Origin of the sequence: Sphingomonas sp. BGYR3, assembly GCF_025153455.1 — a bacterium.
Classification (GTDB): domain Bacteria; phylum Pseudomonadota; class Alphaproteobacteria; order Sphingomonadales; family Sphingomonadaceae; genus Sphingomonas.
This window is the reverse complement of sequence record NZ_JANZNT010000001.1, coordinates 763958-786590: the sequence shown is the minus strand read 5'-3', so window position 1 is coordinate 786590 and position 22633 is coordinate 763958. Positions and strand designations below refer to the sequence as shown.

Here is a 22633-nt window from a genome sequence, read left to right as displayed (position 1 = left end):
TGTTCCGCAGTTGTCACCATATCGTTACGAGCATTATTGTCAATTTTAATTGACAGTCTACTTCGTCAACGCGTGGCAACAATTGCGCTGGTGATCAGCGGCAGTGCAGTGGGCACGGATTGCACGGAGGCAAAGCCGGAAGCGGTCAGCATCGCGGTCAATTCCCGCTCGGAACGCGGCCTTCCCTGGCCCATCGCCCACAGGTACAGGCCGAAATAGGCATCGCCCATGCGTTCGGCACTCGCCACGCGCGCCATCGGCTCTACGATCAGCAACCGGCCGCCGGGGGGCAGCGCCGCATGGATTTTGCTGAACAGGGCGGCAACCACCGAATCGTCGTGGTCATGCGCAATGCGGATCAGCGTGATCAGGTCATAGCCGTGCGGCAGCGCGTCGTCGCGGAAACTGCCGGGGTGGATGCTGAACCGGTCGGCATGGGGCAGGGCAGCGATTCGCGCCTGCGCCAGCGCGGCGACGGGCGGCAGGTCAAAGATGCCGAGTGCCAGGGCTGGTGCCGCATCGGCCACCGCCAGGGCAAAGCTGCCCGACCCGCCGCCAATATCCAGCATCCGCCGATGCCGGGAAAAGGGATAGGCGGCCAGCGCCTGTTCCGCGATCATCGCCTGGGTCGCGGCCATCAGTTCGGAATAGTCCGCCGCATCGCCCGACTGACCAGCGCCATCCTTGGCGGCATAGGACCAGAAGGCGGACAGGGCCGTCTCCCTCGTCCGGTCCGCCCGCAACAGGGCCATGGGATCGGCCAGGTCGCGGTACAGGATGCGGTGGTGGCGGATCATCGCCATTGCGCCTGCATTGGCCGACAACGGCGCCCCTTCCTCGCCCAGCACCCACAGGCCGGGCTGCGGCTCCTCGACCAGCTTCAATGCCCGGCATCCGCGCAGCAACCGGTCGGTCGCTGCTGCGCCCAGGCCAAGCCGGGATGCGATGGCGTCCCCGGTCAGCGCCGTCCCGCGAAGCAGGTCGATCAGCCCGGATTCGACGCTGGCGGCCAGCAGTTGCGAATAGACAAATCCGGCGACCAAATCGAACTGCGCCGCCGCCCGTCGCCGGGCCACCGCCCTGACAATCGGCATCCGCGCTGCCCATCGCTGAAAGCCAGGGCTCCCCAGCACAGCATTGCGGCGAAGGGCCCAGCGGGTCCGCCAGTTCAATGTGTATGGCTGGCTTGACATTAACATATGTCTATCTGGATGAACTTCTGTTAGCCTCGGGTCAAATCCATTCGTTCGGATGGATGAAAGGCAGGCAGGATGGAGCGCGAACCCATCATCGTCATCGGCGCCGGGATCGGCGGCCTAGTCTCTGCGCTGCTGCTTGCGGCGCGGGGCGAGCGGGTGACGGTGATCGAGCAGGCGGCCGGCCCGGGGGGCAAGGTGCGCAAGCTGCCCGTGGGCGATGTCGGCAGTGCCGCCGTCGATGCCGGGCCGACGGTGTTCACCCTGCGATCCGTATTCGATGCGATCTTTGCCGATGCGGGCGAGCGGGTGGAGGATCACCTGACGCTGCGCCGGGCCGACATTCTGGCACGCCATGCGTGGAACGATGCCGAAACCCTTGATCTTCATGCGGATTTCGAGGCGAGCTGTGATGCCGTCGGCCGCTTTGCCGGCCGCGCGGACGAGGCCGGGTTCCGCAGTTTTTCGGCCGAGGCGCGCCGCATTTTCCAGATCGTCGATGCGCCGTTCATGCGCGCCGCAAAGCCGCTGCCGCCGCAATTGATGTGGCGGATCGGCCTGTGGCGGGTCGGCGCATTGCTGGCGATCCGTCCGTACGAAAGCCTGTGGAAGGTGCTGGGCGAGCATTTCAGCGATCCCCGGCTGGTCCAGCTGTTCGGCCGATACAGCACCTATTGCGGATCATCGCCGTTCCGCACCCCAGCCACGCTGATGCTGATCGCGGATGTGGAGGCGCAGGGCGTCTGGGCAATCGATGGCGGGATCAGCGCCCTTGCCGCGGCGCTTGAGCGGCTGGCCCGGGCGCGCGGCGTCACATTCCATTACGGCCGGGCCGTCGGCCGGATCACGGTGGCGCGTCGGCGGGTGTCCGGTGTCGAACTGGCCGATGGTCAGCACCTGTCCGCCAGCGCCATCGTCTTCAACGGCGATCCGGCGGCGCTGGGTCAGGGGCTGCTGGGTCCGGCGGTGCGGCGGGCAACGCGGCCCATGCGCGAAACGGCGCGCTCGCTGTCCGCGATGGTCTGGCTGGCGGAAGCACGCACCAGCGGATTTGACCTCGCGCATCACAACGTCTTCTTTTCGGACGATTATCCGGCCGAGTTTGCCGATATCGCCGCCGGAAGGCCGCCCCGCAATCCCACCGCCTATGTCTGCGCGCTCGATCGCGGCGGCGGGCGGGTGCCGGATGGGCCGGAACGGTTTCAGGTCATCGTCAATGCCCCCGCCAATGGCGACCGGCACAGCTATTCAGATGCGGAGAAGGACCAATGCACGTCGACCATGCTCGAACGGCTCAGCGCCTGCGGCCTGACGCTGGCGGATCCGCTGCCGCACCGGCTGCTGACGCCAACGGATTTCTCGACACGCTTTCCGGGGACGGGTGGAGCCCTTTATGGACGGGCCTCGCACGGGTGGGCGGCAAGCTTCCTCCGGCCGGGCAGCCGGACAGCGATCCATGGGCTTTATTGCGCGGGCGGGGCGACGCATCCTGGCGCGGGCGTCCCGATGGCCGCCTTGTCGGGGAGGCTGGCGAGCGAGGCAGTGCTGGCCGACCGGCCTTTGACGCGGTGGTTCCACCGCAGGGCTATCGATGGTGGTATGTCGACGCGATCAGCGATGACGGGCGCTTCGGGCTGACCATCATCGGGTTCATCGGCAGCGTCTTTTCCCCCTATTATCGCAGTTCCGGCCGCCATTTGCCGCTGGATCACAGCTGCCTGAACATCGCGCTTTATGGCCCCGGCGCGCGCTGGGTGATGACGGAGCGGGGGGCGGGCGACACCGCGCAGCATCGCGATGCCCTGACCATCGGGCCAAGTGCGATGCGGTGGGACGGCGACCGGCTGGTCATCGATATCGAGGAACGCGACGTCCGGCTGGGCATCCCATGGCGGCGGCGGGTGCGCGGACAGGTGGTGCTGCACCCCGAAATCCTGGTCGGGCAGAGCTTTCGGCTGGACGCGGCCGGCACGCATCACTGGCACGCCATTGCCCCGCGCGCGCGGGTGGAGGTGCGGATGCACGATCCGGCGATTACCTGGTCCGGCAGCGGCTATCTGGATGGCAATGACGGGCGCGAACCGCTGGAGGCGGGGTTCAAAAGCTGGCACTGGTCGCGCGCCCATCTCGGCCGGGACGTTGCCGTCATCTATGAAGGACAGCGGCGCGACGGCAGCCATTTTGGCAGCGCATTGCGGTTCGGCCCGGACGGCACGCCGGAAGAGGCAGAATTGCCGCTGGTCGCGCCGCTTCCTCCCAGCGGATGGCTGCTCGGGCGGCAGACGCGGGCCGATCGCGGGTTGGCGTCGGTTATCCGCACGTGGGAAGATGCGCCCTTTTATGCGCGATCGACGCTCCGTACGCAGCTGTTCGGGGAAAATGTGACGGCGGTTCAGGAAAGCATCTCGCTCGACCGGCTGATCCATCCGGTGGTGCAGTTCATGCTGCCCTACAAGATGCCGCGCGAGGCGGGGTAGGCGCTATTCCTGCGGCGGTTTTTCGCGGGCGGCCTGTTCCTTGTCGCGCGCAATGTCGCGGTTCACCGACCATAGCTGCCAGAAGCCGAAGCCCAGCGCCACGACCGCCACAAAGATCACCTCGATAAATCCGTAATTGTCGAACGAACCGGACACGTCTGTGCTCCTGTTGATTGCCGACGCTATGCAACGCCGTGCCGACGCGCAAATGCGTCGATCAGCGCGACGGCCCGCGCCGGGTCTTCCTCATGCGCCAGATGGCCGAGATCGCGCATCTCGGTCGTCTCGCACCCGGGGATCAACGCCGCCGCGGCTGTCACTGCCGATAAAGGTACGGCGGTATCGCCCGATGGATGCACCAGCATCACCCGACCGGCCAGCGCACCGATCCGCTGGCCCAGCGGCTCCAGCCGCCAGTTCGCCATCATCCGGATCGCCCCGTCGCAATGCCCGGATGTGCTGAACAACCGCGTATACAGCGCCTCGCCCCGCGCATCGATCGTCGATCCGGTCGACCGGCGCAGGAACTTGGCGGCCTCGCCCGGCGACCGGGCCATGCGCGAAAAGATGATGGACACGACGGGATTGCTGAACATCAGTGTCGCCAGCTGCGGAAACAGGCGCGCGGCAAGGCCGGGAAAGGGCATCAACGCGGGGGCCAGCCCGATCAATGGCGCGTTCCATCCCCGGTCGATCAGCATCTGCGCCCCGATCGCCGCGCCCGCCGAATGACCGACGACCAGCGCCGGCGGCGCCGCCAGCGTGTCGAGCAGTGCCGCCACCGCTTCCGCCATCGCCTCCAGCGTCGGGCGCTTGCCCGGTACGAACCGGGTAAAGCCATGGCCGGGCAGGTCCATGGCGATCACGCTGTATCGTTCGGCCAGCAGGGGCATGACGTCGCGCCAGCTATGCGTTGCGGCACCCGTGCCGTGGATCAGGACGCATACCGGGCCGCTGCCCATTCGCTGCACGTGCCAGCGATAGCCGCCCGCCTGGACAAAGCTGCTGGCGGCGCAGTTCGGCCAGTCGCGCCCCTCGGTCGCCCAGTCGGGATACCGGTCCGTCATGCCGCATTCTCCCGCCCGATGCTGTCGATTGCCGCCACCATCGCCGCGCTGCCCGCATGGGGCAGGGGCAGGTATCGGCCGCGCACCATTGCCGCGAGTTCCGATGCCTCGGCGCGCGGGCGCGGGGATATGTCGATCACGATCGCCGGGATGCCCGCCCGCGCGATGGATGCCGCCGCCGTCGCCGTTTCCGCCATTGCGGCCGCACGGTTGGCGGTGCCATCCAGCGCCACATTGCCCTTGCCATCGGTCAACAGTGCGATGATCGGCGATTGCCCGCGCTTGATCGCCGCCTCGGCCAGCTGCTCCGCCGCGATCAGGCCGGCCGCCAGCGGGGTGCCGCCGCCGCCGGGCAGCGCCGCCAGCGCCCGCCGCGCCCGGGTCAGGCTGCGCGTCGGCGGCAGCAGCACCTCCGCGCCGTGATGGCGAAACGCGATCAGCGCGACCTGCGCCCGCTTCACATAGGCTTCGGCCAGCATCATCTCGACCGCGCCCTTTGCCTCGGCCAGACGGGCGAGCGCCGAGGATCCCGATGCGTCCACCGCAAAGATGGTCAGGCTTTCCTGCCGCTCCTGAAAGGCGCGGACGCGAAGATCGGATTTGCGCAGATGCACCAGCCGCCCGTCGCCCGGTCGTGCCGCATCGCGCCGCAGCCTTTGCCACGGGATCGCGGCACGCAGCGTTTCGATCAGCGCCAGCCGCCGTCCGTCACCCGGCATCCCGGCGCGCGCACCCAGCGGCCGCCCGCGCCGAGCGGATTTCAGCGCCTTTCCGGCTCGCCCGCCGCGACCCTTGCCCCGGATGCGAAGCCTGCCCGCATTCTGATCCAGCACATGGCGGGGCAGGGCCGCGGTCGCGGCGGCGAGCAGGATTTCCTCCAGATCGCGGTCGGTCGGCATCGGCGGTTCGCTGTCCGCCTCACCGTCCGCATCGGGCGCACGATCCAGCGAGGGTTCGTTTGGCGGGGGATCGGCGGGCGGGGCATCGGCAGGCGGCTGCGCTTCACCGTCATCCGGCTCGCCCGCCGGCGCGTTAAGGGCGCGGGGGGCCAGCACCAGCCGCACCGCCGCCGTCAGATCATCGTCCTCCACTTCCGTCCGGCCGTGCAGCGCGGCATGGGCAATGGCCGCGGACTGGGCGAATAGCATGGGGCGGGCCGAGGTGATGCCAAGCGCCAGCGACAGGCCGGCCAGCGCCGCCCGCTGCGCATCGCTGGGCGGCATGACCCGGTCGGCGGCGATCCGGTCCGGCCAGGCATCGATCGCGCAATGGCTGCGCACATCGTCCAGCCGGCAATGAAACGGAATACGCTCGGTCAGCATCGCCGGGGGCGCTTCGTCGGCATCCATGCCGTCGTCCAGCAGCAGTGCCGCCACGCCGCCGCCATCCATCGCCTGAGCGATCGGGGCGGCGATGTCGGGCAGGGCGCGTTCCGCCATGGGCAGGATCACCGTGCCGCCCGCCGCCTCGCGCAGCAGGCCCGGCTGATGCACCCCATGTCCGCTGGCCAGCGTGGCGGCAAGGTCCAGCCCGCCCAACAGGCGGTCCCGGTCGATGGACGCTGGCACGCGTCGCACCGGGCCGTGGGTGGCCAGCTGTGCCTCAGCCGCCGCCATGATCGCATCGCGCACCGGTCCGCCACCGGTCAGCACCACGCCCGGCAGCGCCGATGGCAGGGTCAGGAACAGCTGGATGGCCAGCTCCGCGTCGCTGGGCGCGGCGGATCCGGCGGACGGGTTCACCCGAACAGCTCGGTCAGCGCGCGTTCGATCCGCACCGTCGATCCCGTTTCGTCCAGCACGTTGCGGCGCAGCCGGTGGCGCAGCGCCAGCGGTGCGATTTCGCGGACATGGGCACGGGTCACGGCCTTTGCCCCCGCCAGTGCGGCCAGGGCGCGGCTGCCCCGCATCACGGTCAATTCGCCGCGCAGGCCGTCTGCGCCCACCGCCTGACACAATCCGGCAATGTCGGACAGCACCGCCTCCGGCATCTCGACGGTCGAAAGGGCCGTCTTGGCCTTGGCAATCCGGCGCAGGATCTTCGCATCGCCCGCTTTCCATTGTTCGGCGAAACCCGCCGGATCGCGTTCCTGCGCGTCGCACCGGCGCATGATTTCAACCCGTTCGTCGATCGATGTCGGCGTGCGCACCTCGACCGACAGGCCGAACCGGTCGAGCAGCTGCGGTCGCAATTCCCCTTCTTCCGGATTGCCGCTGCCGATCAGGACGAACCGGGCGGGATGCCGGATGCTCAGGCCATCGCGCTCGACCCGGTTCTCCCCCGATGCCGCCACGTCGAGCAGCAGGTCGACGACATGATCCTCAAGCAGGTTGATCTCGTCGATATACAGGAACCCGCGATGCGCCTTGGCCAGCAGGCCCGGTTCGAACTGCCGTTCGCCATGCGCCAGCGCGCGTTCCAGATCGATGGTGCCGACCACGCGGTCCTCGGTCGATCCCAGCGGCAGGTCGACAAAGGGCACCGGCACCTTGCGCACCTTTTTCCCGGCGCAATCCTCCGGGCAGTCGGCCGGGTGGTCGGGATCGCAGTTGAAGCGCGATCCGTCGACCACGCGGATCGGCGGCAATGCCGCCGCAAGCGCGCGCGCCGCCGTTGATTTGCCGGTGCCGCGGTCGCCAAAGATCATCACCCCGCCGATGCGTGCGTCTACCGCCGCGATCAGCAAGGCCCGCTTCATCTCGTCCTGTCCGACGATCGCGCTGAAAGGATATCCGCCCATCACACCCCTGGCGACGGCGCGGCCCCAAACGCAGCAACCGTCAAGCCGCCTTGTCGCCGATGAATGTCCAGGTGGCAATCACTTTGGCATCCCGCGCGGCCGAAACGGGCACGGTACTGGACAATCGCCGCCGGCTGGTTGCAGGGTCGTGTTCCTTTGTCGACCAGTTCACGGAGCGTCCCTTGACCCAATCGCCGCAAGCTCTTCCCCGTTCGCTTGGCTGGCCGCACCTGCTGGCGCTGGGGGTGGGCTCGATCGTCGGGACGGGCATCCTGACGCTGATCGGCGTCGGGGCGGATCGTGCTGGCCCTGCGGTGCTGCTGTCCTTTGCCATTGCCGGTGCGATCTGCGCCTGCGCCGCGCTGGCCTATGCCGAACTGTCGACGATGATGCCGCAGGCGGGCAGCGCCTATAGCTACACGCGCCGCGTGCTCGGCACGCTGGTCGCCTGGGTCGTGGGGTGGAGCCTGATCCTCGAATATTCGCTGGTCGTATCGACGGTTGCGGTCGGCTGGTCGGGCTATGCCGCGCCGCTTCTGACCGCCATCGGCTTTCCTGCCGGGTTGACGGAGGGGCCGGAACAGGGCGGCATCATCAACCTGCCCGCCATTTTCATCATCGCCGTTGTCGCGGGGATGCTGATGCTCGGCACGCGGGAAAGCGCCCGGCTGAATTCGGTGCTGGTGCTGGTCAAGATCGCGACGCTGGCGCTGTTCGTCGCCGTTGCGCTGCCCGCCTTCGACGCCGCCAATCTTGAGCCTTTCATGCCGTTCGGCTTTGCCAAATCGATGGGGCCTGACGGGGTGGAACGCGGCGTCATGGCCGCCGCCGCCATCATCTTCTTCGCCTTTTACGGCTTTGACGCCATTTCGACCGCGGCAGAGGAGGCGAAGAACCCCGATCGCGATCTGGCAATCGGCATCATCGGATCGCTGATCGTCTGCACGCTGATCTATGTCCTGGTCGCCGCTGCTGCGATCGGTGCCATGTCGTTCACCCGCTTTGCCGACAGTCCGGAGCCGCTGGCCCTGATCCTGCGCGAAATGGGGCAGGGGGGCGTTGCGCGCATCGTGGCGATTGCCGCCGTCATCGCGCTGCCGACCGTGCTGCTGGGGTTCCTGTACGGGCAAAGCCGCATCTTCCTTGCGATGGCGCGCGACGGTTATCTGCCGCTGTCGCTGGCGACGATTTCCGGGCGGGGGACGCCCGCGCGGATCATCGTGGTGACGGCGGTGCTGGTCGCGATCCTGGCCGGGATCATGCCGATCGATCAGATCGCGGCGCTGGCGAATGCGGGCACGCTGATCGCCTTTGCCGCGGTCGGGCTGTGCCTGATCGTGCTGCGCCGGCGCGAACCGGATGCGCCGCGCCCGTTCCGCGCCCCGCTGTTCTGGCTGGTCGGGCTGGGCGCGATCGGCGGCTGCGCCTATCTGTTCATCAGCCTGCCGGCCAAGACGATCCTGTATTGCCTGATCTGGAACGCAATCGGGCTGGTCGTCTATTTCCTCTATGGCCGGGCGCGGGTCGCCCGGCCCGGCTGATCAATTCGCCATCAGCTTCGGGAAAAAGCCCTCATGCGCCAAACGCAGGTCGGCCAGGGGCACGATCCAGTCGCCTTCGTCCAGTTCGAAGACGATCCGGTCCTTGATCGTCCGGCCCAGCGGATCGGCCGGCACGTCCGCCTTGTGCGCGGCGGCCATGAAATCGGCCAGGCACGTGTCGCAGATGGTGACCAGGTACAGGCCCTGATCCTCGCCAAAGAAACTGCCTGCCACGCCGAACGGCTGCGGTTCGTTGACCAGCACGCCGATGTTCGATGCCAGCGCCATTTCGGCCAGCGCCACGGCAACCCCGCCATCCGACACGTCATGGCACGCGGTGATCCAGCCCTGTTCGATACAGGCGCGGATGAAATCGCCGGTCCGCTTTTCGGCCTTCAGGTCGACGGGCGGCGGCGGCCCTTCCTCGCGGCCGTGAATGTCGCGCAGCCAGACCGACTGGCCCAGATGGCCGCCGCGCTCGCCCACGGCCAGCACGATATCGCCCGTCTTCTTGAACCCGATGGTCACCGATTGCGACCAGTCGGCTAGGATGCCGACGCCGCCGATCGCGGGCGTCGGCAGGATGGCCGAACCGCCGCCCGTCGCCTTTGATTCATTGTACAGCGACACATTGCCCGACACGATCGGGAAATCGAGCGCGCGGCACGCCTCACCCATCCCCTCAAGGCATCCGACGATCTGGCCCATGATTTCGGGCCGCTGCGGATTGGCAAAGTTCAGGCAGTTGGTCACGGCCAGCGGGCGCGCACCCACGGCGGTCAGGTTGCGCCACGCCTCGGCAATCGCCTGTTTCCCGCCCTCGACCGGATCGGCAAAGCAGTAACGCGGCGTGCAATCCGTGGTCATCGCCAGCGCCTTTTGCGTGCCGTGCACGCGCACCACCGCTGCATCGCCGCCGGGACGCTGAACCGTGTCGGCGCCGACCATGTGGTCATATTGTTCCCAGATCCAGCGGCGGCTGGCGATATCGGGCGATCCCATCAAACGGATCAGGTCGATGCCGATATGCTGACATTCCGGCACATTGGCCAGCTCTGCCGGGGGCGGGGTGGGCACGTGCGGGCGATCGTACAGCGGCGCTTCGTCGGCCAGCGGGGCCAGCGGAATGTCCGCGACCGTTTCGCCCTGCCATTTCAGGACCATGCGCCCGGTATCGGTCACTGTGCCGATCACCGCGAAATCCAGTTCCCATTTGCGGAAAATTGCCTCCGCCTCGGCCTCGCGGCCCGGCTTCAGCACCATCAGCATCCGTTCCTGCGATTCCGACAGCATCATTTCATAGGGCGTCATGCCCGTTTCGCGCTGCGGCACCGCGTCCATGATCAGTTCGATGCCGACCCCGCCCTTGGACGCCATCTCGACGCTGGAGGAGGTTAGGCCGGCCGCGCCCATGTCCTGAATGGCGACGATCGCGTCCGACGCCATCAGTTCCAGGCACGCCTCGATCAGGAGCTTTTCGGTGAACGGATCGCCGACCTGAACCGTCGGGCGCTTTTCGTCGGAATGTTCGTCGAAATCCGCGCTGGCCATGGTGGCGCCATGGATGCCGTCGCGCCCGGTCTTGCTGCCGACATAGACGACCGGATTCCCGATCCCGGCGGCGGCGGAATAGAAGATCTTGTCTTGTGCCGCGACGCCGACGGTCATCGCGTTGACCAGGATGTTGCCGTCATACGCCTTGTGAAAATTCACCTCGCCGCCAACGGTCGGCACACCGACGCAATTGCCGTATCCGCCAATGCCGTGGACGACCCCGGCGATCAGGTGCTTCATCTTCGGATGATCGGGCCGGCCAAAGCGCAGGGCGTTCATGTTGGCGATGGGCCGCGCGCCCATGGTAAACACGTCGCGCAGGATGCCGCCCACGCCCGTCGCCGCGCCCTGATAGGGTTCGATATAGCTGGGGTGGTTATGGCTCTCCATCTTGAAGATCGCCGCCTGCCCGTCGCCGATATCGATGACGCCGGCATTCTCGCCGGGGCCGCAAATCACCCAGGGCGCCGTGGTCGGCAGCTTTTTCAGGTGGATGCGGCTGGACTTGTAACTGCAATGTTCCGACCACATCACTGAAAAGATGCCAAGTTCCGTCAGGTTCGGTTCCCGGCCCAGCGCGTGCAGCACGCGCTCATATTCTTCCGGGGACAGGCCGTGTTCGGCGACGATTTCGGGCGTGATCTGGGGCATGGCCCGTGCCTTTAGCGGGGCGCAACGCCGCCCGCTAGCCCGGTATTGACCCAAAAATCCTTTGCGATCTGGGTCGCGGGTTAACCGGCTGTTGATTCAACGGGTGCAGCATCGGTACGGCCATGCTGATATCTCACGTACTTGCTCCCCCCATGCCCCGGCCGACGGCGCTCAAGCGGCCGAAGGACGGGCCGCTGCTTCCGCTGCCCGTGCGCTGGCAATGCGACCTGGCCGATGACCGGCTGACCTGGGCGCTTGGCGTGTTCGACCTGTTCGGGATGGACCGCGCGGTGCGGCCTGAACGCCGCGACGTCCTGGCCCGTTATCTGCCGGAATCGCGCGATGCGCTTGAGCAGCTGCGGGCCGATGCGATCCGTTTGGGGCAAAGTTTCGTGCTGGATACCCGCATCGTCCGCCCCGACGGCGATATCCGCTGGATGCGCATCACCGCCGATGTCCTGATCCGCGACGGGCGGGTCACGCACCTTTACGGGCAAAAACAGGATAGGACGGACGCTTTCGCGACAGACGGCGCTTGATCCTGCCAACCAGGCCGCGCCGCATGCCCAGCGGCTCGAACATCGCGCCCGGCCCTTCGGGGTCCAGGATCTGATTTTCCGCCAGCCATTGCGACGCCCCGCTCATGTCCGGCAGTTCGAACGGCTCGATCCGGCGGCCATTGGTCGATTGCAGCGATTCGATCGCCCGGATCAGCGATCCGTGAGCCTTGATGGCCTCGGCAACCGTGGCCGCGTCGGTGCCGCAATGTTCGGCGATCAGGTCGTCGCGCACACCGGCGATGGTTTCGAACTCATCCTCATTGCCGCTGCGCCGGGCATCGATGGTCACATCACATTCGCTGTCGAGCCGCAGCGAGCGGTTGTTGAAATTGGATGATCCCACCCGCAGAACAGCATCGTCGATCACCACAACCTTGGCATGGACATAGATGGGCTGACCGCCGCCGGTCATCGGGTGATACAGCCGGAACCGGCCATGGCGATCGGCGCGGCGCAGCGCCTCGACGATCAGGGCGCGGGCGCTGTCCATCGCGATCGGTTCAAGCCAGCCCTCGGCCGTTACAGGGTTCAGGATCACGAACTCCGGGCCGTCCGGCTCCTCCAGCCGCTTGGCGATGGCTTCGGCCACGACGCGGGACGCGAAATACTGGCTTTCGGCATAGAGGAACCGCTTTGCCGACCGGATCAGGTCGACATAAAGCTGCTCGATCTCGTGCACCCCCGGCTCATCCCCCAGTTCGGGGATGGTGCGCGATATTGCCAGCTCGACATCCGTGAACTGCACCGGCAGGCCGTCCAGCCAGGCGGGACCACTGACCGGCGGCTTGCTGATCCGGTGCCCGCCCGCCCGGTGCCAGCGTTCGCGGCCCAGATCGCCCAGCGCCCCCGCAGCATCGCCGGACAGCGCGGTCGTCACATCATGCCATGGACCATAGGGCTTGCCGCTGGGTTCCAGCCGCAGTGGCTGATCGTCCAGATGCTCGCGCGTGTCCCACCGGTCGACCGTCATGTCGATGCCGCCGCAAAAGGCGATGCGGTCATCCACGATCACGATCTTCTGGTGATGCGATCCGGCCGGGGGATGCGCGTGATCCAGCTTCAGGTGGATGCGCGGATGCCGCCACCACCGTGCCATCGTCATCACCGTCGTCGGCTGAAACAGGCTTTTGATCGCGCCGGTATCCCAGCGCAGGATGTGTACGTGTAGGTGCGGCTTTCGCTCGACCAGCCAGTCGATCAGCGCGCCGATTGCGGCCGGAGCGCCATCCTGCGGCTCATGCACCAGCCGGATGCGCGCATCGAAATCCCATCCGATCAGCAGGATCTGATGCTCCGCCTGCATCATTGCCTGACGCGCGCGGGCGAAATAACCGTCGGCATCGACGATCACGGTCGCCTGGTGCGCCGTGGCCAGTCGCCAGCAATTGCGGCCGGGCTCAAGGGTCAGGGACGAATCGGCCATGGCCGGTGCCCTACAGGATTTCCCGCACCACGTCCTGCGGACGACACAGGCGCACGCCCTTTTCCGTTTCGACGATCGGCCGTTCGATCAGCACGGGGTGGGCCATCATCGCATCCAGGATCGCGTCATCCCCCGCATCCAACAGGTTCAGTTCGGCACACAGATCGGCCGCCGGGCTGTTTTTCGTGCGCAGCCCCTGTCGCGGCGTCATGCCCGCGCGGGCATATAGCGCCATTAGTTGCTCGCGTGTCGGCGGCGTTTTCAGATATTCGACCACCGTCACATCAATCCCCGGCGTCTCCTGAAGGATGGCCAGCGTCTTGCGCGACGTGCCGCAGGCGGGGTTGTGCCAGATCGTCGCCTTCACTGACTGGCCCCTGCTGCGGTCCCGGCGCTGCTGCCCTTCAGATATTTGTCGAACCAGTCGATCGTGCGCTTCAGGCTGTCGATCTGGTTCTCCCGCTTGGCAAAACCGTGGCCCTCGGCGGGATAGAACACCACGTCGTTGGGTGTCCCCTTGGCCTTCAGGATATCGGCAACCTCCTGCGCCTGGCCGCGCGGCACGCGGATGTCGTTTTCGCCCTGCAGCGACAGCAGCGGCGCCTTGATATCCTTGATGAAGGTCATCGGCGAAGTCGCTGTATACACGCCCTTGTCCTTGACCGGGTCGCCCAGCAGGGAAACGATATATTCCTTCAGCAGCGGGTCGGCCTGTTCATACATGCTGAACCAGTTGATGATGCCGAACAGCTGCACGCCGGCGGCGAATTCGTCCGGCGTCTTTGCCACCGCCATCAGCGTCATGAACCCGCCATAGGAGCCGCCGGTGATCCCGACCTTTTTCGGGTCCACATAGCCGCTGGCGACGAGGAACTGCTTGCCTGCGATGACGTCTTTCAGGTCGCCGCCGCCCAGATCCTGATAGTTGGCGGTCTGGAATGCCTGACCATAGCCGGTGGAGCCGCGAACATTGGGCTGCATCACGATATAGCCGCGGCTGGCCAGCGCGGTTGCCGTGCGATTGAACCCGTCCTGGCTCTGGCCGGTGGGGCCGCCATGGGGCAGCAGGATCGCCGGATTGCTGCCGTCGCGTTTCAGGTTGAACGGAACGGTCACGATCGCGCTGACCAGCGTGCCGTCAAAGCTCTTGTACGTCACGACCTGCGACTTGGGCAGGTTGGCCGGCGTTAGGCTGGCCAGACCCAGTGCGGTGACCGGGCTGGGCTGGCCGCTGGCCACATCCACGATGTGCAGATCGGCGGTCGTGTCCGCCCCCGAATGACTGGCCAGCAGCCGCCGCCCGTCGGGCGAAAAACTGGTTTCCCCGCCGCTCAGCGAATTAAGGCCGGGGGGCAGGGCAAGCGGCCGCTCGGCTAGGGTTGCCACATCGACCAGCGCGACGGTGGACCGGCCATCCTCGATGGTGCGGACGGTAAAGCTGCGCCCATCGGGGCTGAACCCGCCCGCCGATTGCGCCCATGGCGTCGGCTTCAGCGCCCGCCACCGTTTGGCGGCGATATCGTACAGCGCGGCGCGAAGCTGGCCCGTGCCCTCATTCGTGGTGACCGCGATCAACTTGCCGTCGGGCGACACATCGGCCGCTTCGTAAATCGTCTTTGCCTTGCCCAGGATCAGCGTCGCCTTGCCGCTGGGCACGTCGACGCGCCAGATTTCGGCGACGGTGGAATCGCTGTTCTCGCGCGCCGCGATGATCGCCTTGCCGCCATCGATCCACGCGGTCGGCGACCAGCGCAGCTGCGGATCGCTTTCCTTGACCAGCGGCGTCGTCTTGCCGGTGCCAAGATCGAACAGGGCCAGATTGACCTGACCTTCGGTCTTCAGCTTTGTCGCCATGACGGCGGTCTTGCCGTCCGGCCCGATCAGCGGCGTCGTTTCGCGCAGTTCGGGCGTGTTGGTCAGGTTGCGGACCGCGCCGCCCTGCGTCGGCACGGCATAGACGTCATATTGCTCGTTCCCGCCCTGATCCTGCAGGAAATAGAGGAGCTTGCCATCGGGCGAGGGGATCAGGCCGGATTGCGAATCGTCCGACCGGGTCAGCTGAACCGGCCAGCCGCCGCTCGCCGGGATTTTCCAGATATTGTTGCGGCCGGTCAGGCTGGTGACGAGATAGATTTCCTTGCCATCCCGGCTCCACGACGTCGCGCCCAGCGTGCGGGAATAGGCAAGGTCCTCCACCGGCACCGGCTGGGCATCGGCATTGGCCGGGCTGTCGATCGATCGCGGATCGGTCACCGCCCGCTGGGGCGATGCGACCTGCGCCGAAACGGGTGCCGCGACGAACAAGAACGCGGCCGACGCCGCCAGCTGAGAAAACCGCATGACCTACCCCGATCATCCTGTGGATCATCGGGGTATGGCACGCCGTTTCATGGTCAGGAAGCGGTTTTCCCGTCCTGCCCTGCGTCCCGATCCAGCCATTGTTCAAGCCATTTGATCGTATAATCGCCCGACTGGAATTCGGGGTCCTCGATCAACGCCTGATGCAGCGGAATGGTGGTCTTGATCCCCTCGACCACAAACTCTTCCAGCGCGCGCTTCAGCCGCATGATGCACCCCTCGCGCGTGCGGCCGTACACGATCAGCTTGGCGATCATGCTGTCGTAATAGGGGGGCATCCGGTACCCGGCATACAGGCCGCTGTCGACGCGGACGTGCATCCCGCCCGGCGCGTGGAAATTGCTGACCAGACCCGGCGACGGGACAAAGGTGCGCGCATCCTCTGCATTGATCCGGCATTCGATGGCGTGGCCGCGAAACTCCAGCGTTTCCTGCGTCACGGACAGCGGATGGCCCTCGGCCACGCGGATCTGTTCGCGGATCAGGTCGACCCCGGTGATCGCTTCGGTCACCGGATGCTCCACCTGGATGCGGGTGTTCATCTCGATGAAGTAGAACTCGCCATTTTCCCACAGGAACTCGATGGTGCCCGCGCCGCGATAGCCCATATCGGCCATCGCCTTGGCACAGATCGCGCCCATCCGGTCCCGGTCCGCCTGGCTGAGTACGGGGGAGGGGGCTTCTTCCAGCACCTTCTGGTGGCGCCGCTGCAACGAACAGTCGCGCTCGCCCAGATGGATGGCGTTGCCATTGCCGTCGCCGAACACCTGAAATTCGATGTGGCGCGGGTTGCCCAGATATTTCTCGATATAGACGGTGGCGTCGCCGAACGCGGCCTTTGCCTCGCTGCCGGCCTGCTGCATCAGCGTTTCGAGGCTGTCCTCGCTCTCGCACACCTTCATGCCGCGGCCACCGCCGCCCGACGCGGCCTTGATGATCACGGGATATCCCGCCGCTGCTGCGATCGCGCGCGCTTCCGCAACATCGCTGACCGCGCCGTCCGATCCCGGCACCAGCGGCAGGCCCAGCGCCTTGGCGGTGCGCTTGGCTTCGATCTTGTCGCCCATCACCCGGATATGTTCGGGCTTGGGGCCGACGAAGATCAGGTTATGCAGCTCTACGATTTCCGCGAACCGCGCATTTTCGGACAGGAAGCCATAGCCGGGATGGATCGCATCCGCGCCCGACACCTCGGCCGCCGAAATGATGTTCGGGATGTTGAGGTAACTGTCCTTGGCCGCGGGCGGGCCGATGCAGATCGCCTCGTCCGCCAGCCGCACGTGCATGGCATCGGCGTCGGCGGTGGAATGCACCGCCACCGTCTTGATGCCCATTTCATGGCACGCGCGATGGATGCGCAGCGCGATTTCGCCGCGATTGGCGATCAGCAGCTTGTTGATCTTGCCCATGGGATCACTCGATGACGACGAGTGGCTGGTCGAACTCGACCGGCTGGCCGCTTTCGACCAGAATCGCCTTCACGGTGCCGCTGTTCGGGGCGGAGATGCGATTCATCACCTTCATCGCCTCGATGATCAGAATGGTGTCGCCAGCGCTGACCGTCTGGCCCACCGCGATGAACGGCTTGGCGCCCGGTTCGGCGGTCAGATAGGCAGTGCCGACCATCGGCGACTTTACGGCATTTGCAGCGGCGGCGGCCGGGGAAGCAGCGGCTTCGGCAGCGGGCGCGGCCAGCGGTGCTGCCACCGGCGCGGCGGCCATCGGCATGGCGACGGCGGCGGGTGCGGCCTGAATCTGGCGGGCGACGCGCACCTTGCGGTCGCCGTCCTCCACCTCGATCTCGGTCAGGCCGGTATCGTCCAGCACGGTCGCGAGGGCGCGCACCAGATCGACATCGACCTGCATCGCGCCACCATGTTTCTTGTCTTCGCTCATCGACCCCTCAACGCATTCGTTGCAAAAATATGGCAGTGCCTCTGTCAGAATCGGGCAGCGGCTTCAAGCGCCAGCAGATAGGAAAGCGGACCAAAGCCCGCGATCGTCCCCCTGGCTGCCTGTCCCACCAGGCTGACATGGCGAAAGGATTCCCGCTTGTGCGGGTTGGACAGATGCACCTCGATCACCGGCGTGCGGATGCCCTTGATCGCATCGTGCAGCGCGACCGACGTGTGGGTCAGCGCGCCGGCGTTCAGCAGCACGGCCCGCGCATCCGATGCCTGTGCCTCGTGCAGCCAGTCGACCAGATGGCCTTCATGATTCGACTGGCGAAGATCGACCGACAGGCCCAGCTCGCGCCCGCGATCCTCCAGCATCCCGGCAATGTCGTCCAGCGTATCCGAACCATAGATTTCCGGCTCGCGCGTGCCGAGCAGGTTGAGGTTCGGTCCGTTCAGAACATAGACGATCTGGCTCATGGTGACAGGCTTTCCAGATGGGCTGCGACGCCATGACGCGGGCGGCGGCGCTTCACAAGGCTATAGTCAAAACCTATCGACCGATCGGCAACTTTGCCTATCGCCCAATGGTGCGACCCGATTGATGGCGCTTCGCCTACACGAAGCCGCTGGACATCGCCAGCCGCGTTCCTAAGTGCCTGACCGACAGCGAGGACAGACATGACGCATACCGACGGCACCGTGACCATCACCCTGAATGGCGAGCATCGCCGCGTGCGCGCAGGCATCAGCATCGCCGAACTGGCTGCCGAGATCGGCCTGGTGCCGGAAAAGGTGGCGGTGGAACGCAATCTGGAAATCGTGCCCCGTTCGACGCTGGGCGATGTGCGCATCGCGGATGGCGACGAGTTGGAAATCGTCCATTTCGTCGGCGGCGGCGATCACCAGCCGGCGGGCGACGACAGCTGGACCGTGGCGGGCCGCACCTTTCGTTCGCGGCTGATCGTCGGCACCGGCAAGTACAAGGATTTTGCCCAGAATGCCGCCGCGGTGGAGGCATCGGGCGCGGAAATCGTGACCGTGGCGGTACGCCGGGTCAACGTGTCCGATCCCAAGGCACCGATGCTGACCGATTTTATCGACCCCAAAAAGGTCACGTACCTGCCCAACACCGCCGGATGTTTCGACGCCGACAGCGCGATCCGCACGCTGCGCCTGGCGCGAGAGGCGGGCGGATGGGACCTCGTTAAGCTGGAGGTGCTGGGCGAGGCGCGCACCCTGTACCCCAACATGGTCGAAACGCTGCGCGCAACCGAGGTGCTGGCCAGGGAGGGGTTCCTGCCGATGGTCTATTGCACCGACGATCCCATCGCCGCCCAGCAGCTGGAAAATGCCGGTGCGGTCGCGATCATGCCGCTTGGCGCGCCGATCGGGTCGGGCCTTGGCATCCAGAACCGTGTGACCATCCGCCTGATTGTCGAGGGGGCGAAGGTGCCCGTGCTGGTCGATGCGGGCGTCGGCACCGCGTCGGATGCGGCGGTGGCGATGGAACTGGGCTGTGACGGCGTGCTGATGAACACCGCCATTGCCGAGGCGAAGGATCCGATCCAGATGGCCCGCGCCATGAAACTCGCCGTGGAAAGCGGGCGGCTCGCCTATCGCGCGGGACGCATGGGCCAGCGCCGCTATGCCGATCCGTCCAGCCCGCTGGCCGGTCTGATCTGAATTCCGCCAGTTCTGCCGGGTCGCGCCGGCTTCCCGGTGGCAGCCGACCCGGCCATGCTGCGGATTGCATTGCAGCATGAAAGACGTCATTGCACCCCCCGAATTGGAGGGATCGACCATGAGCTTCAAGCCTATCCGCAAGGCCGTATTTCCTGTTGCCGGCCTTGGCACGCGTTTCCTGCCCGCCACAAAGGCGATGCCGAAGGAGATGCTGACCGTCGTCGATCGCCCACTGATCCAGTATGTCGTCGATGAAGCGCGCGAGGCGGGGATCGAGGAACTGATCTTCGTCACCGGGCGCGGCAAGGGCAGCCTGGACGATTATTTCGACGTCGGGTTCGAACTGGAAACCACCATGTCGTCGCGGGGCAAGTCGCTGGACGTACTGGCCCCGACGCGCGTCAAGCACGGCAATCTGGTGTCGATCCGCCAGCAGGAGCCGCTGGGCCTGGGCCACGCCGTCTGGTGCGCCCGCCATGTCGTGGGCAACGAGCCGTTCGCCGTCCTGTTGCCCGACGAACTGATGATCGGTCAGCCGGGCTGTCTGGCCCAGATGGTCGAGGCGTATCACAAGGTTGGCGGCAACCTGGTCGCCGCGCTGGAAGTGCCGGCCAGCGAAACCCACAAATATGGCGTGATCGACCCCGGCACGACCGACGGCCCGCTGACCGAGATCAAGGGGCTGGTGGAAAAGCCGGCTGCGGGGACGGCGCCGTCCAACCTGATGCTGCCCGGCCGCTACATCCTTCAGCCCGAGGTGATGCAGGCGCTGGAGGCGCATGAAAAGGGCGCGGGCGGCGAAATTCAGCTGACCGATGCCATGGCCAAGATGATCGGTGTCCAGCCGTTCCACGGCTTTACCTTTCAGGGCGTGCGCCACGATTGCGGCGACAAGGCCGGATGGCTTCAGGCGAATATCGCGCTTGGCTTTGACCGCGCGGATATTGGTGCGCAGGTCCGCGCCTATGCCGCCGACCTGCTCGGCCGGGGCTGAACGCCACGCGGGGGGCGTTCGCCGGATGACCGCCCGTCACCGGGCGTCCGACGGCGCGCCCTCCACATCGACGATCCAGCGTTCGTCGCCCTCGATCGCGAGCGCGCTCAGCCTGCCGCTGGCATAGGCGCCGGTGTCCACGCCGATCCGGCCGGTCATCCATTCGACGCCGTCCGTGATCGTGTGCCCGTGCACGACGATGCGGGGCAGGGCGGCACGGTGAGTCAGGAACGGTTCGCGAATCCAGCGAAGGTCGGCGACCTTCTGTTCGGCCAGCGGCACGTCGGGGTGGATCCCTGCGTGGACAAAGGCATAGTCGCCGATCTCGATCAGATCCTCGCCCGATTTCAGGAACGCCAGATGTTCCGGCGGCACTGCGGCCTGAAACGCGGCGGCCAGTTCGTCCCAGTCCGCTGCCATGATCTCCGCCTCCGACAGGCCATAGCTGTGCATGGTCGGCCGCCCGCCGATCCGGTGGAACAGGCGCAGCGCGTCCCGCTTGCCCTCCAGCGCAGAGATCATCACTTCCTCGTGATTGCCGATCAGCAGTCGGACCCTGGGGTCAGCCTTTGCCAACCGCATCACCCGGTCAATCACGCCGGCTGAATCCGGCCCGCGGTCCATCAGGTCGCCCAGAAACACGATGTGTCGTTCAGCCGGGCCGCGCGCCGCATCCTCGGCATCGATCCGCGTCAGCAGCGCATCGAGCAGGTCGAGCCGCCCGTGAACATCGCCAATGGCATAGACGCGCATTCCGTCGGGAATGCGGCCCGGAACGGTTTTCGGCAGCGCGGCGGAGCGCCGGAACAGACGCGACAACATGATGACTGGCCTTTGCCGGGCTCAATAGGGCGGTTTGTGCAGGGCCCGGGCGCTGATCGTGAAAATCTCGCACCCCGTTTCGGTAATCCCGATCGAATGTTCGAACTGTGCCGACAGTGACCGGTCGCGCGTCACCGCCGTCCAGCCATCGTCCAGCAGCTTCACGTCCGGGCGGCCGATATTGATCATCGGTTCGATGGTGAAAAACATGCCGGGGCGCAGCTCCGGCCCGGTGCCGGGGCGGCCGACATGGACCACCTCGGGCGCGTCATGGAACAGGCGGCCGACGCCATGGCCACAGAAATCGCGGACGACGCCATATCGATGCGCCTCGGCATGGCGCTGGATCGCGTGGGCGACATCGCCCATGGTGTTGCCGGGCCGCGCCTGTTCGATGCCCAACATCAGACATTCGTGCGTCACCTCGACCAGCCGCCGGGCCTTCAGCGGCACATCGCCGACCAGATACATCCGGCTGGTATCGCCATGCCACCCATCCAGCAGCGGCGTGACGTCGATGTTCACGATATCGCCGTCCTTCAGCACCCGGTCGCCCGGAATGCCGTGGCACACGACATGGTTGATCGAGATGCAGCAGCTGTGCGTATAGCCGCGATAGCCAAGCGTCGCGGGCACCGATCCGCCGTCCAGCATCGCGCGGCGCACCATGTCGTCCAGCTCGCCCGTCGTCACGCCGGGCACCACATGCGGCACCAGCATGTCCAGGATTTCGGCCGCCAGCCGCCCGGCCGCGCGCATCCCGGCAAATCCGGCTTCGTCATGCAGCTTGATGGCGTTGCTGCGCGTCAGCGGCTGATCGATCGATGCGGTTACATATTCAGTCATGCCGGGCATATAGCGGCCTGGGGCGGTATTTGCGAGGGGGGAGGGTTGCGCTATGCCGCCGCCCCATGAACGAACGCATCTGGACCGCCGGGCTGGTCGTCATCGGCGATGAAATCCTGTCGGGCCGTACCCAGGACCGCAATATCGCGCAGATTGCGGGCTGGCTGAATGCCCAGGGCATCCGGCTGGCCGAAGTGCGCGTGGTCGCCGATCGGCAGGAAGCGATCGTGGCGGCGGTCGATGCGCTGCGCACCGGCTATGACTATTGCTTCACCACCGGCGGTATCGGGCCGACGCATGACGACATCACGGTCGATGCGATTGCGGCGGCGCTGGGCGTACCCGTGGTCATCCACCCGCAGGCAGAGGCGATGCTGGCGGACTATTACGCGACGCGCGGCGGCCTGACCGAGGCACGGCTGCGCATGGCGCGGGTGCCGGACGGGGCGGATCTGATCGTCAACCGGATGTCGGGCGCGCCGGGTATCCGGCACGGCAATGTCTTCATCCTGGCCGGGGTGCCGCACATTGCGGCGGGGATGCTGGATGCGCTGTCGGGAACGCTGGAGGGCGGGCGGCCGCTGGTCAGCGGCACAATCGGCTGCTGGGTCGCCGAAAGCGAGGTGGCGGACCTGCTCGCCCGAACAGAGCGCGCGCATGACGGCGTGTCGATCGGCAGCTACCCGCTGTTCCGCGACGGGCGCGTCGGGGCGAATTTCGTGGTGCGGGCGACCGATCCGGCGCTGGTCGATCGGTGCATTGCCGCGCTGACCCGCGACCTTGAATCCGGCGGCTGGCCGGTGGTTTCCGAAGGAATATAGGC

General features: G+C 66.4%; 21 protein-coding genes. 7 read left to right on the top strand and 14 right to left on the bottom strand.

Annotation, left to right across the window (positions count from 1 at the left end):
* Positions 1-65: 65 nt before the first annotated feature.
* Complete coding sequence (locus tag NYR55_RS03625; protein ID WP_260019868.1) at positions 66-1094, bottom strand: acetylserotonin O-methyltransferase; 1029 nt, start codon at positions 1092-1094, stop codon at positions 66-68.
* A gap of 177 nt (positions 1095-1271) precedes the next feature.
* On the opposite strand from NYR55_RS03625, the gene crtD reads away from it, so the two are divergent.
* Positions 1272-2834 carry a 1-hydroxycarotenoid 3,4-desaturase CrtD gene (gene crtD, locus NYR55_RS03620; protein ID WP_260019867.1) on the top strand — a complete coding sequence of 521 codons (1563 nt, stop codon included), beginning with the start codon at positions 1272-1274 and terminating at the stop codon, positions 2832-2834.
* A complete protein-coding gene (locus tag NYR55_RS03615) occupies positions 2765-3673 on the top strand; it encodes a hypothetical protein (protein WP_347709654.1) in 909 nt (302 codons plus the stop codon). The genes crtD and NYR55_RS03615 overlap by 70 nt, the downstream gene beginning before the upstream one ends.
* A 3-nt stretch (positions 3674-3676) precedes the next feature.
* Here the strand turns inward: NYR55_RS03615 and NYR55_RS03610 are convergent, their stop codons facing one another.
* The 4 genes from NYR55_RS03610 to bchI are packed head-to-tail and all read right to left on the bottom strand — an operon-like array spanning position 3677 to position 7480.
* On the bottom strand, positions 3677-3829 hold the full coding sequence (locus tag NYR55_RS03610) for a hypothetical protein (protein ID WP_260019866.1): 153 nt from the start codon (positions 3827-3829) through the stop codon (positions 3677-3679).
* Between the two features lie 26 nt (positions 3830-3855).
* Positions 3856-4740, bottom strand: a complete 885-nt coding sequence (bchO, locus tag NYR55_RS03605) for an alpha/beta fold hydrolase BchO (RefSeq protein WP_260019865.1) — start codon at positions 4738-4740, stop codon at positions 3856-3858.
* Positions 4737-6482, bottom strand: a complete 1746-nt coding sequence (locus NYR55_RS03600) for a VWA domain-containing protein (RefSeq protein WP_260019864.1) — start codon at positions 6480-6482, stop codon at positions 4737-4739. Before NYR55_RS03600 ends, bchO begins: the two co-directional genes overlap by 4 nt.
* The gene (bchI, locus tag NYR55_RS03595; RefSeq protein ID WP_260019863.1) at positions 6479-7480 is read right to left on the bottom strand and encodes a magnesium chelatase ATPase subunit I; all 1002 of its coding nucleotides are present in this window, start codon (positions 7478-7480) and stop codon (positions 6479-6481) included. Before bchI ends, NYR55_RS03600 begins: the two co-directional genes overlap by 4 nt.
* Before the next feature lie 182 nt (positions 7481-7662).
* Between bchI and NYR55_RS03590 the strand changes: the two genes are divergently transcribed.
* A complete protein-coding gene (locus tag NYR55_RS03590) occupies positions 7663-9021 on the top strand; it encodes an amino acid permease (protein ID WP_260021543.1) in 1359 nt (452 codons plus the stop codon).
* Here NYR55_RS03590 and purL read toward each other — a convergent pair whose 3' ends face one another.
* Positions 9022-11226, bottom strand: coding sequence for a phosphoribosylformylglycinamidine synthase subunit PurL (purL, locus tag NYR55_RS03585; RefSeq protein WP_260019862.1), 2205 nt, complete (start codon positions 11224-11226; stop codon positions 9022-9024).
* A 122-nt stretch (positions 11227-11348) separates the two neighbouring features.
* Between purL and NYR55_RS03580 the strand changes: the two genes are divergently transcribed.
* Positions 11349-11765, top strand: a complete 417-nt coding sequence (locus NYR55_RS03580) for a PAS domain-containing protein (RefSeq protein WP_260019861.1) — start codon at positions 11349-11351, stop codon at positions 11763-11765.
* Here NYR55_RS03580 and NYR55_RS03575 read toward each other — a convergent pair.
* From NYR55_RS03575 to aroQ, 6 genes are read right to left on the bottom strand one after another with little or no spacing between them, the layout of a single operon-like run.
* Positions 11704-13209, bottom strand: a complete 1506-nt coding sequence (locus NYR55_RS03575; protein WP_260019860.1) for a phospholipase D-like domain-containing protein — start codon at positions 13207-13209, stop codon at positions 11704-11706. The genes NYR55_RS03580 and NYR55_RS03575 overlap by 62 nt on opposite strands.
* A gap of 10 nt (positions 13210-13219) precedes the next feature.
* Positions 13220-13576, bottom strand: coding sequence for an arsenate reductase (glutaredoxin) (gene arsC / locus NYR55_RS03570; RefSeq protein WP_260019859.1), 357 nt, complete (start codon positions 13574-13576; stop codon positions 13220-13222).
* Positions 13573-15549, bottom strand: coding sequence for a S9 family peptidase (locus NYR55_RS03565; protein ID WP_260019858.1), 1977 nt, complete (start codon positions 15547-15549; stop codon positions 13573-13575). Before NYR55_RS03565 ends, arsC begins: the two co-directional genes overlap by 4 nt.
* 53 nt (positions 15550-15602) lie before the next feature.
* A complete protein-coding gene (gene accC, locus NYR55_RS03560; RefSeq protein ID WP_260019857.1) occupies positions 15603-16976 on the bottom strand; it encodes an acetyl-CoA carboxylase biotin carboxylase subunit in 1374 nt (457 codons plus the stop codon).
* Positions 16977-16980: 4 nt separating this feature from the next.
* Complete coding sequence (accB, locus tag NYR55_RS03555) at positions 16981-17463, bottom strand: acetyl-CoA carboxylase biotin carboxyl carrier protein (RefSeq protein WP_260019856.1); 483 nt, start codon at positions 17461-17463, stop codon at positions 16981-16983.
* A 44-nt stretch (positions 17464-17507) separates the two neighbouring features.
* Complete coding sequence (gene aroQ, locus NYR55_RS03550) at positions 17508-17942, bottom strand: type II 3-dehydroquinate dehydratase (RefSeq protein WP_260019855.1); 435 nt, start codon at positions 17940-17942, stop codon at positions 17508-17510.
* Between the two features lie 201 nt (positions 17943-18143).
* On the opposite strand from aroQ, the gene thiS reads away from it, so the two are divergent.
* The gene (gene thiS / locus NYR55_RS03540; RefSeq protein WP_279338668.1) at positions 18144-19148 is read left to right on the top strand and encodes a sulfur carrier protein ThiS; all 1005 of its coding nucleotides are present in this window, start codon (positions 18144-18146) and stop codon (positions 19146-19148) included.
* A gap of 118 nt (positions 19149-19266) precedes the next feature.
* The gene (locus NYR55_RS03535) at positions 19267-20142 is read left to right on the top strand and encodes a UTP--glucose-1-phosphate uridylyltransferase (protein WP_260019854.1); all 876 of its coding nucleotides are present in this window, start codon (positions 19267-19269) and stop codon (positions 20140-20142) included.
* Positions 20143-20178: 36 nt separating this feature from the next.
* Here NYR55_RS03535 and NYR55_RS03530 read toward each other — a convergent pair whose 3' ends face one another.
* On the bottom strand, positions 20179-20964 hold the full coding sequence (locus NYR55_RS03530) for a metallophosphoesterase family protein (RefSeq protein ID WP_260019853.1): 786 nt from the start codon (positions 20962-20964) through the stop codon (positions 20179-20181).
* A 21-nt stretch (positions 20965-20985) separates the two neighbouring features.
* Positions 20986-21810: a type I methionyl aminopeptidase gene (gene map / locus NYR55_RS03525; protein WP_260019852.1), complete on the bottom strand. Its 825-nt coding sequence runs from the start codon at positions 21808-21810 to the stop codon at positions 20986-20988.
* Between the two features lie 65 nt (positions 21811-21875).
* On the opposite strand from map, the gene NYR55_RS03520 reads away from it, so the two are divergent.
* Positions 21876-22631, top strand: coding sequence for a molybdopterin-binding protein (locus NYR55_RS03520; RefSeq protein ID WP_260019851.1), 756 nt, complete (start codon positions 21876-21878; stop codon positions 22629-22631).
* The last annotated feature ends 2 nt before the right edge of the window (positions 22632-22633 follow it).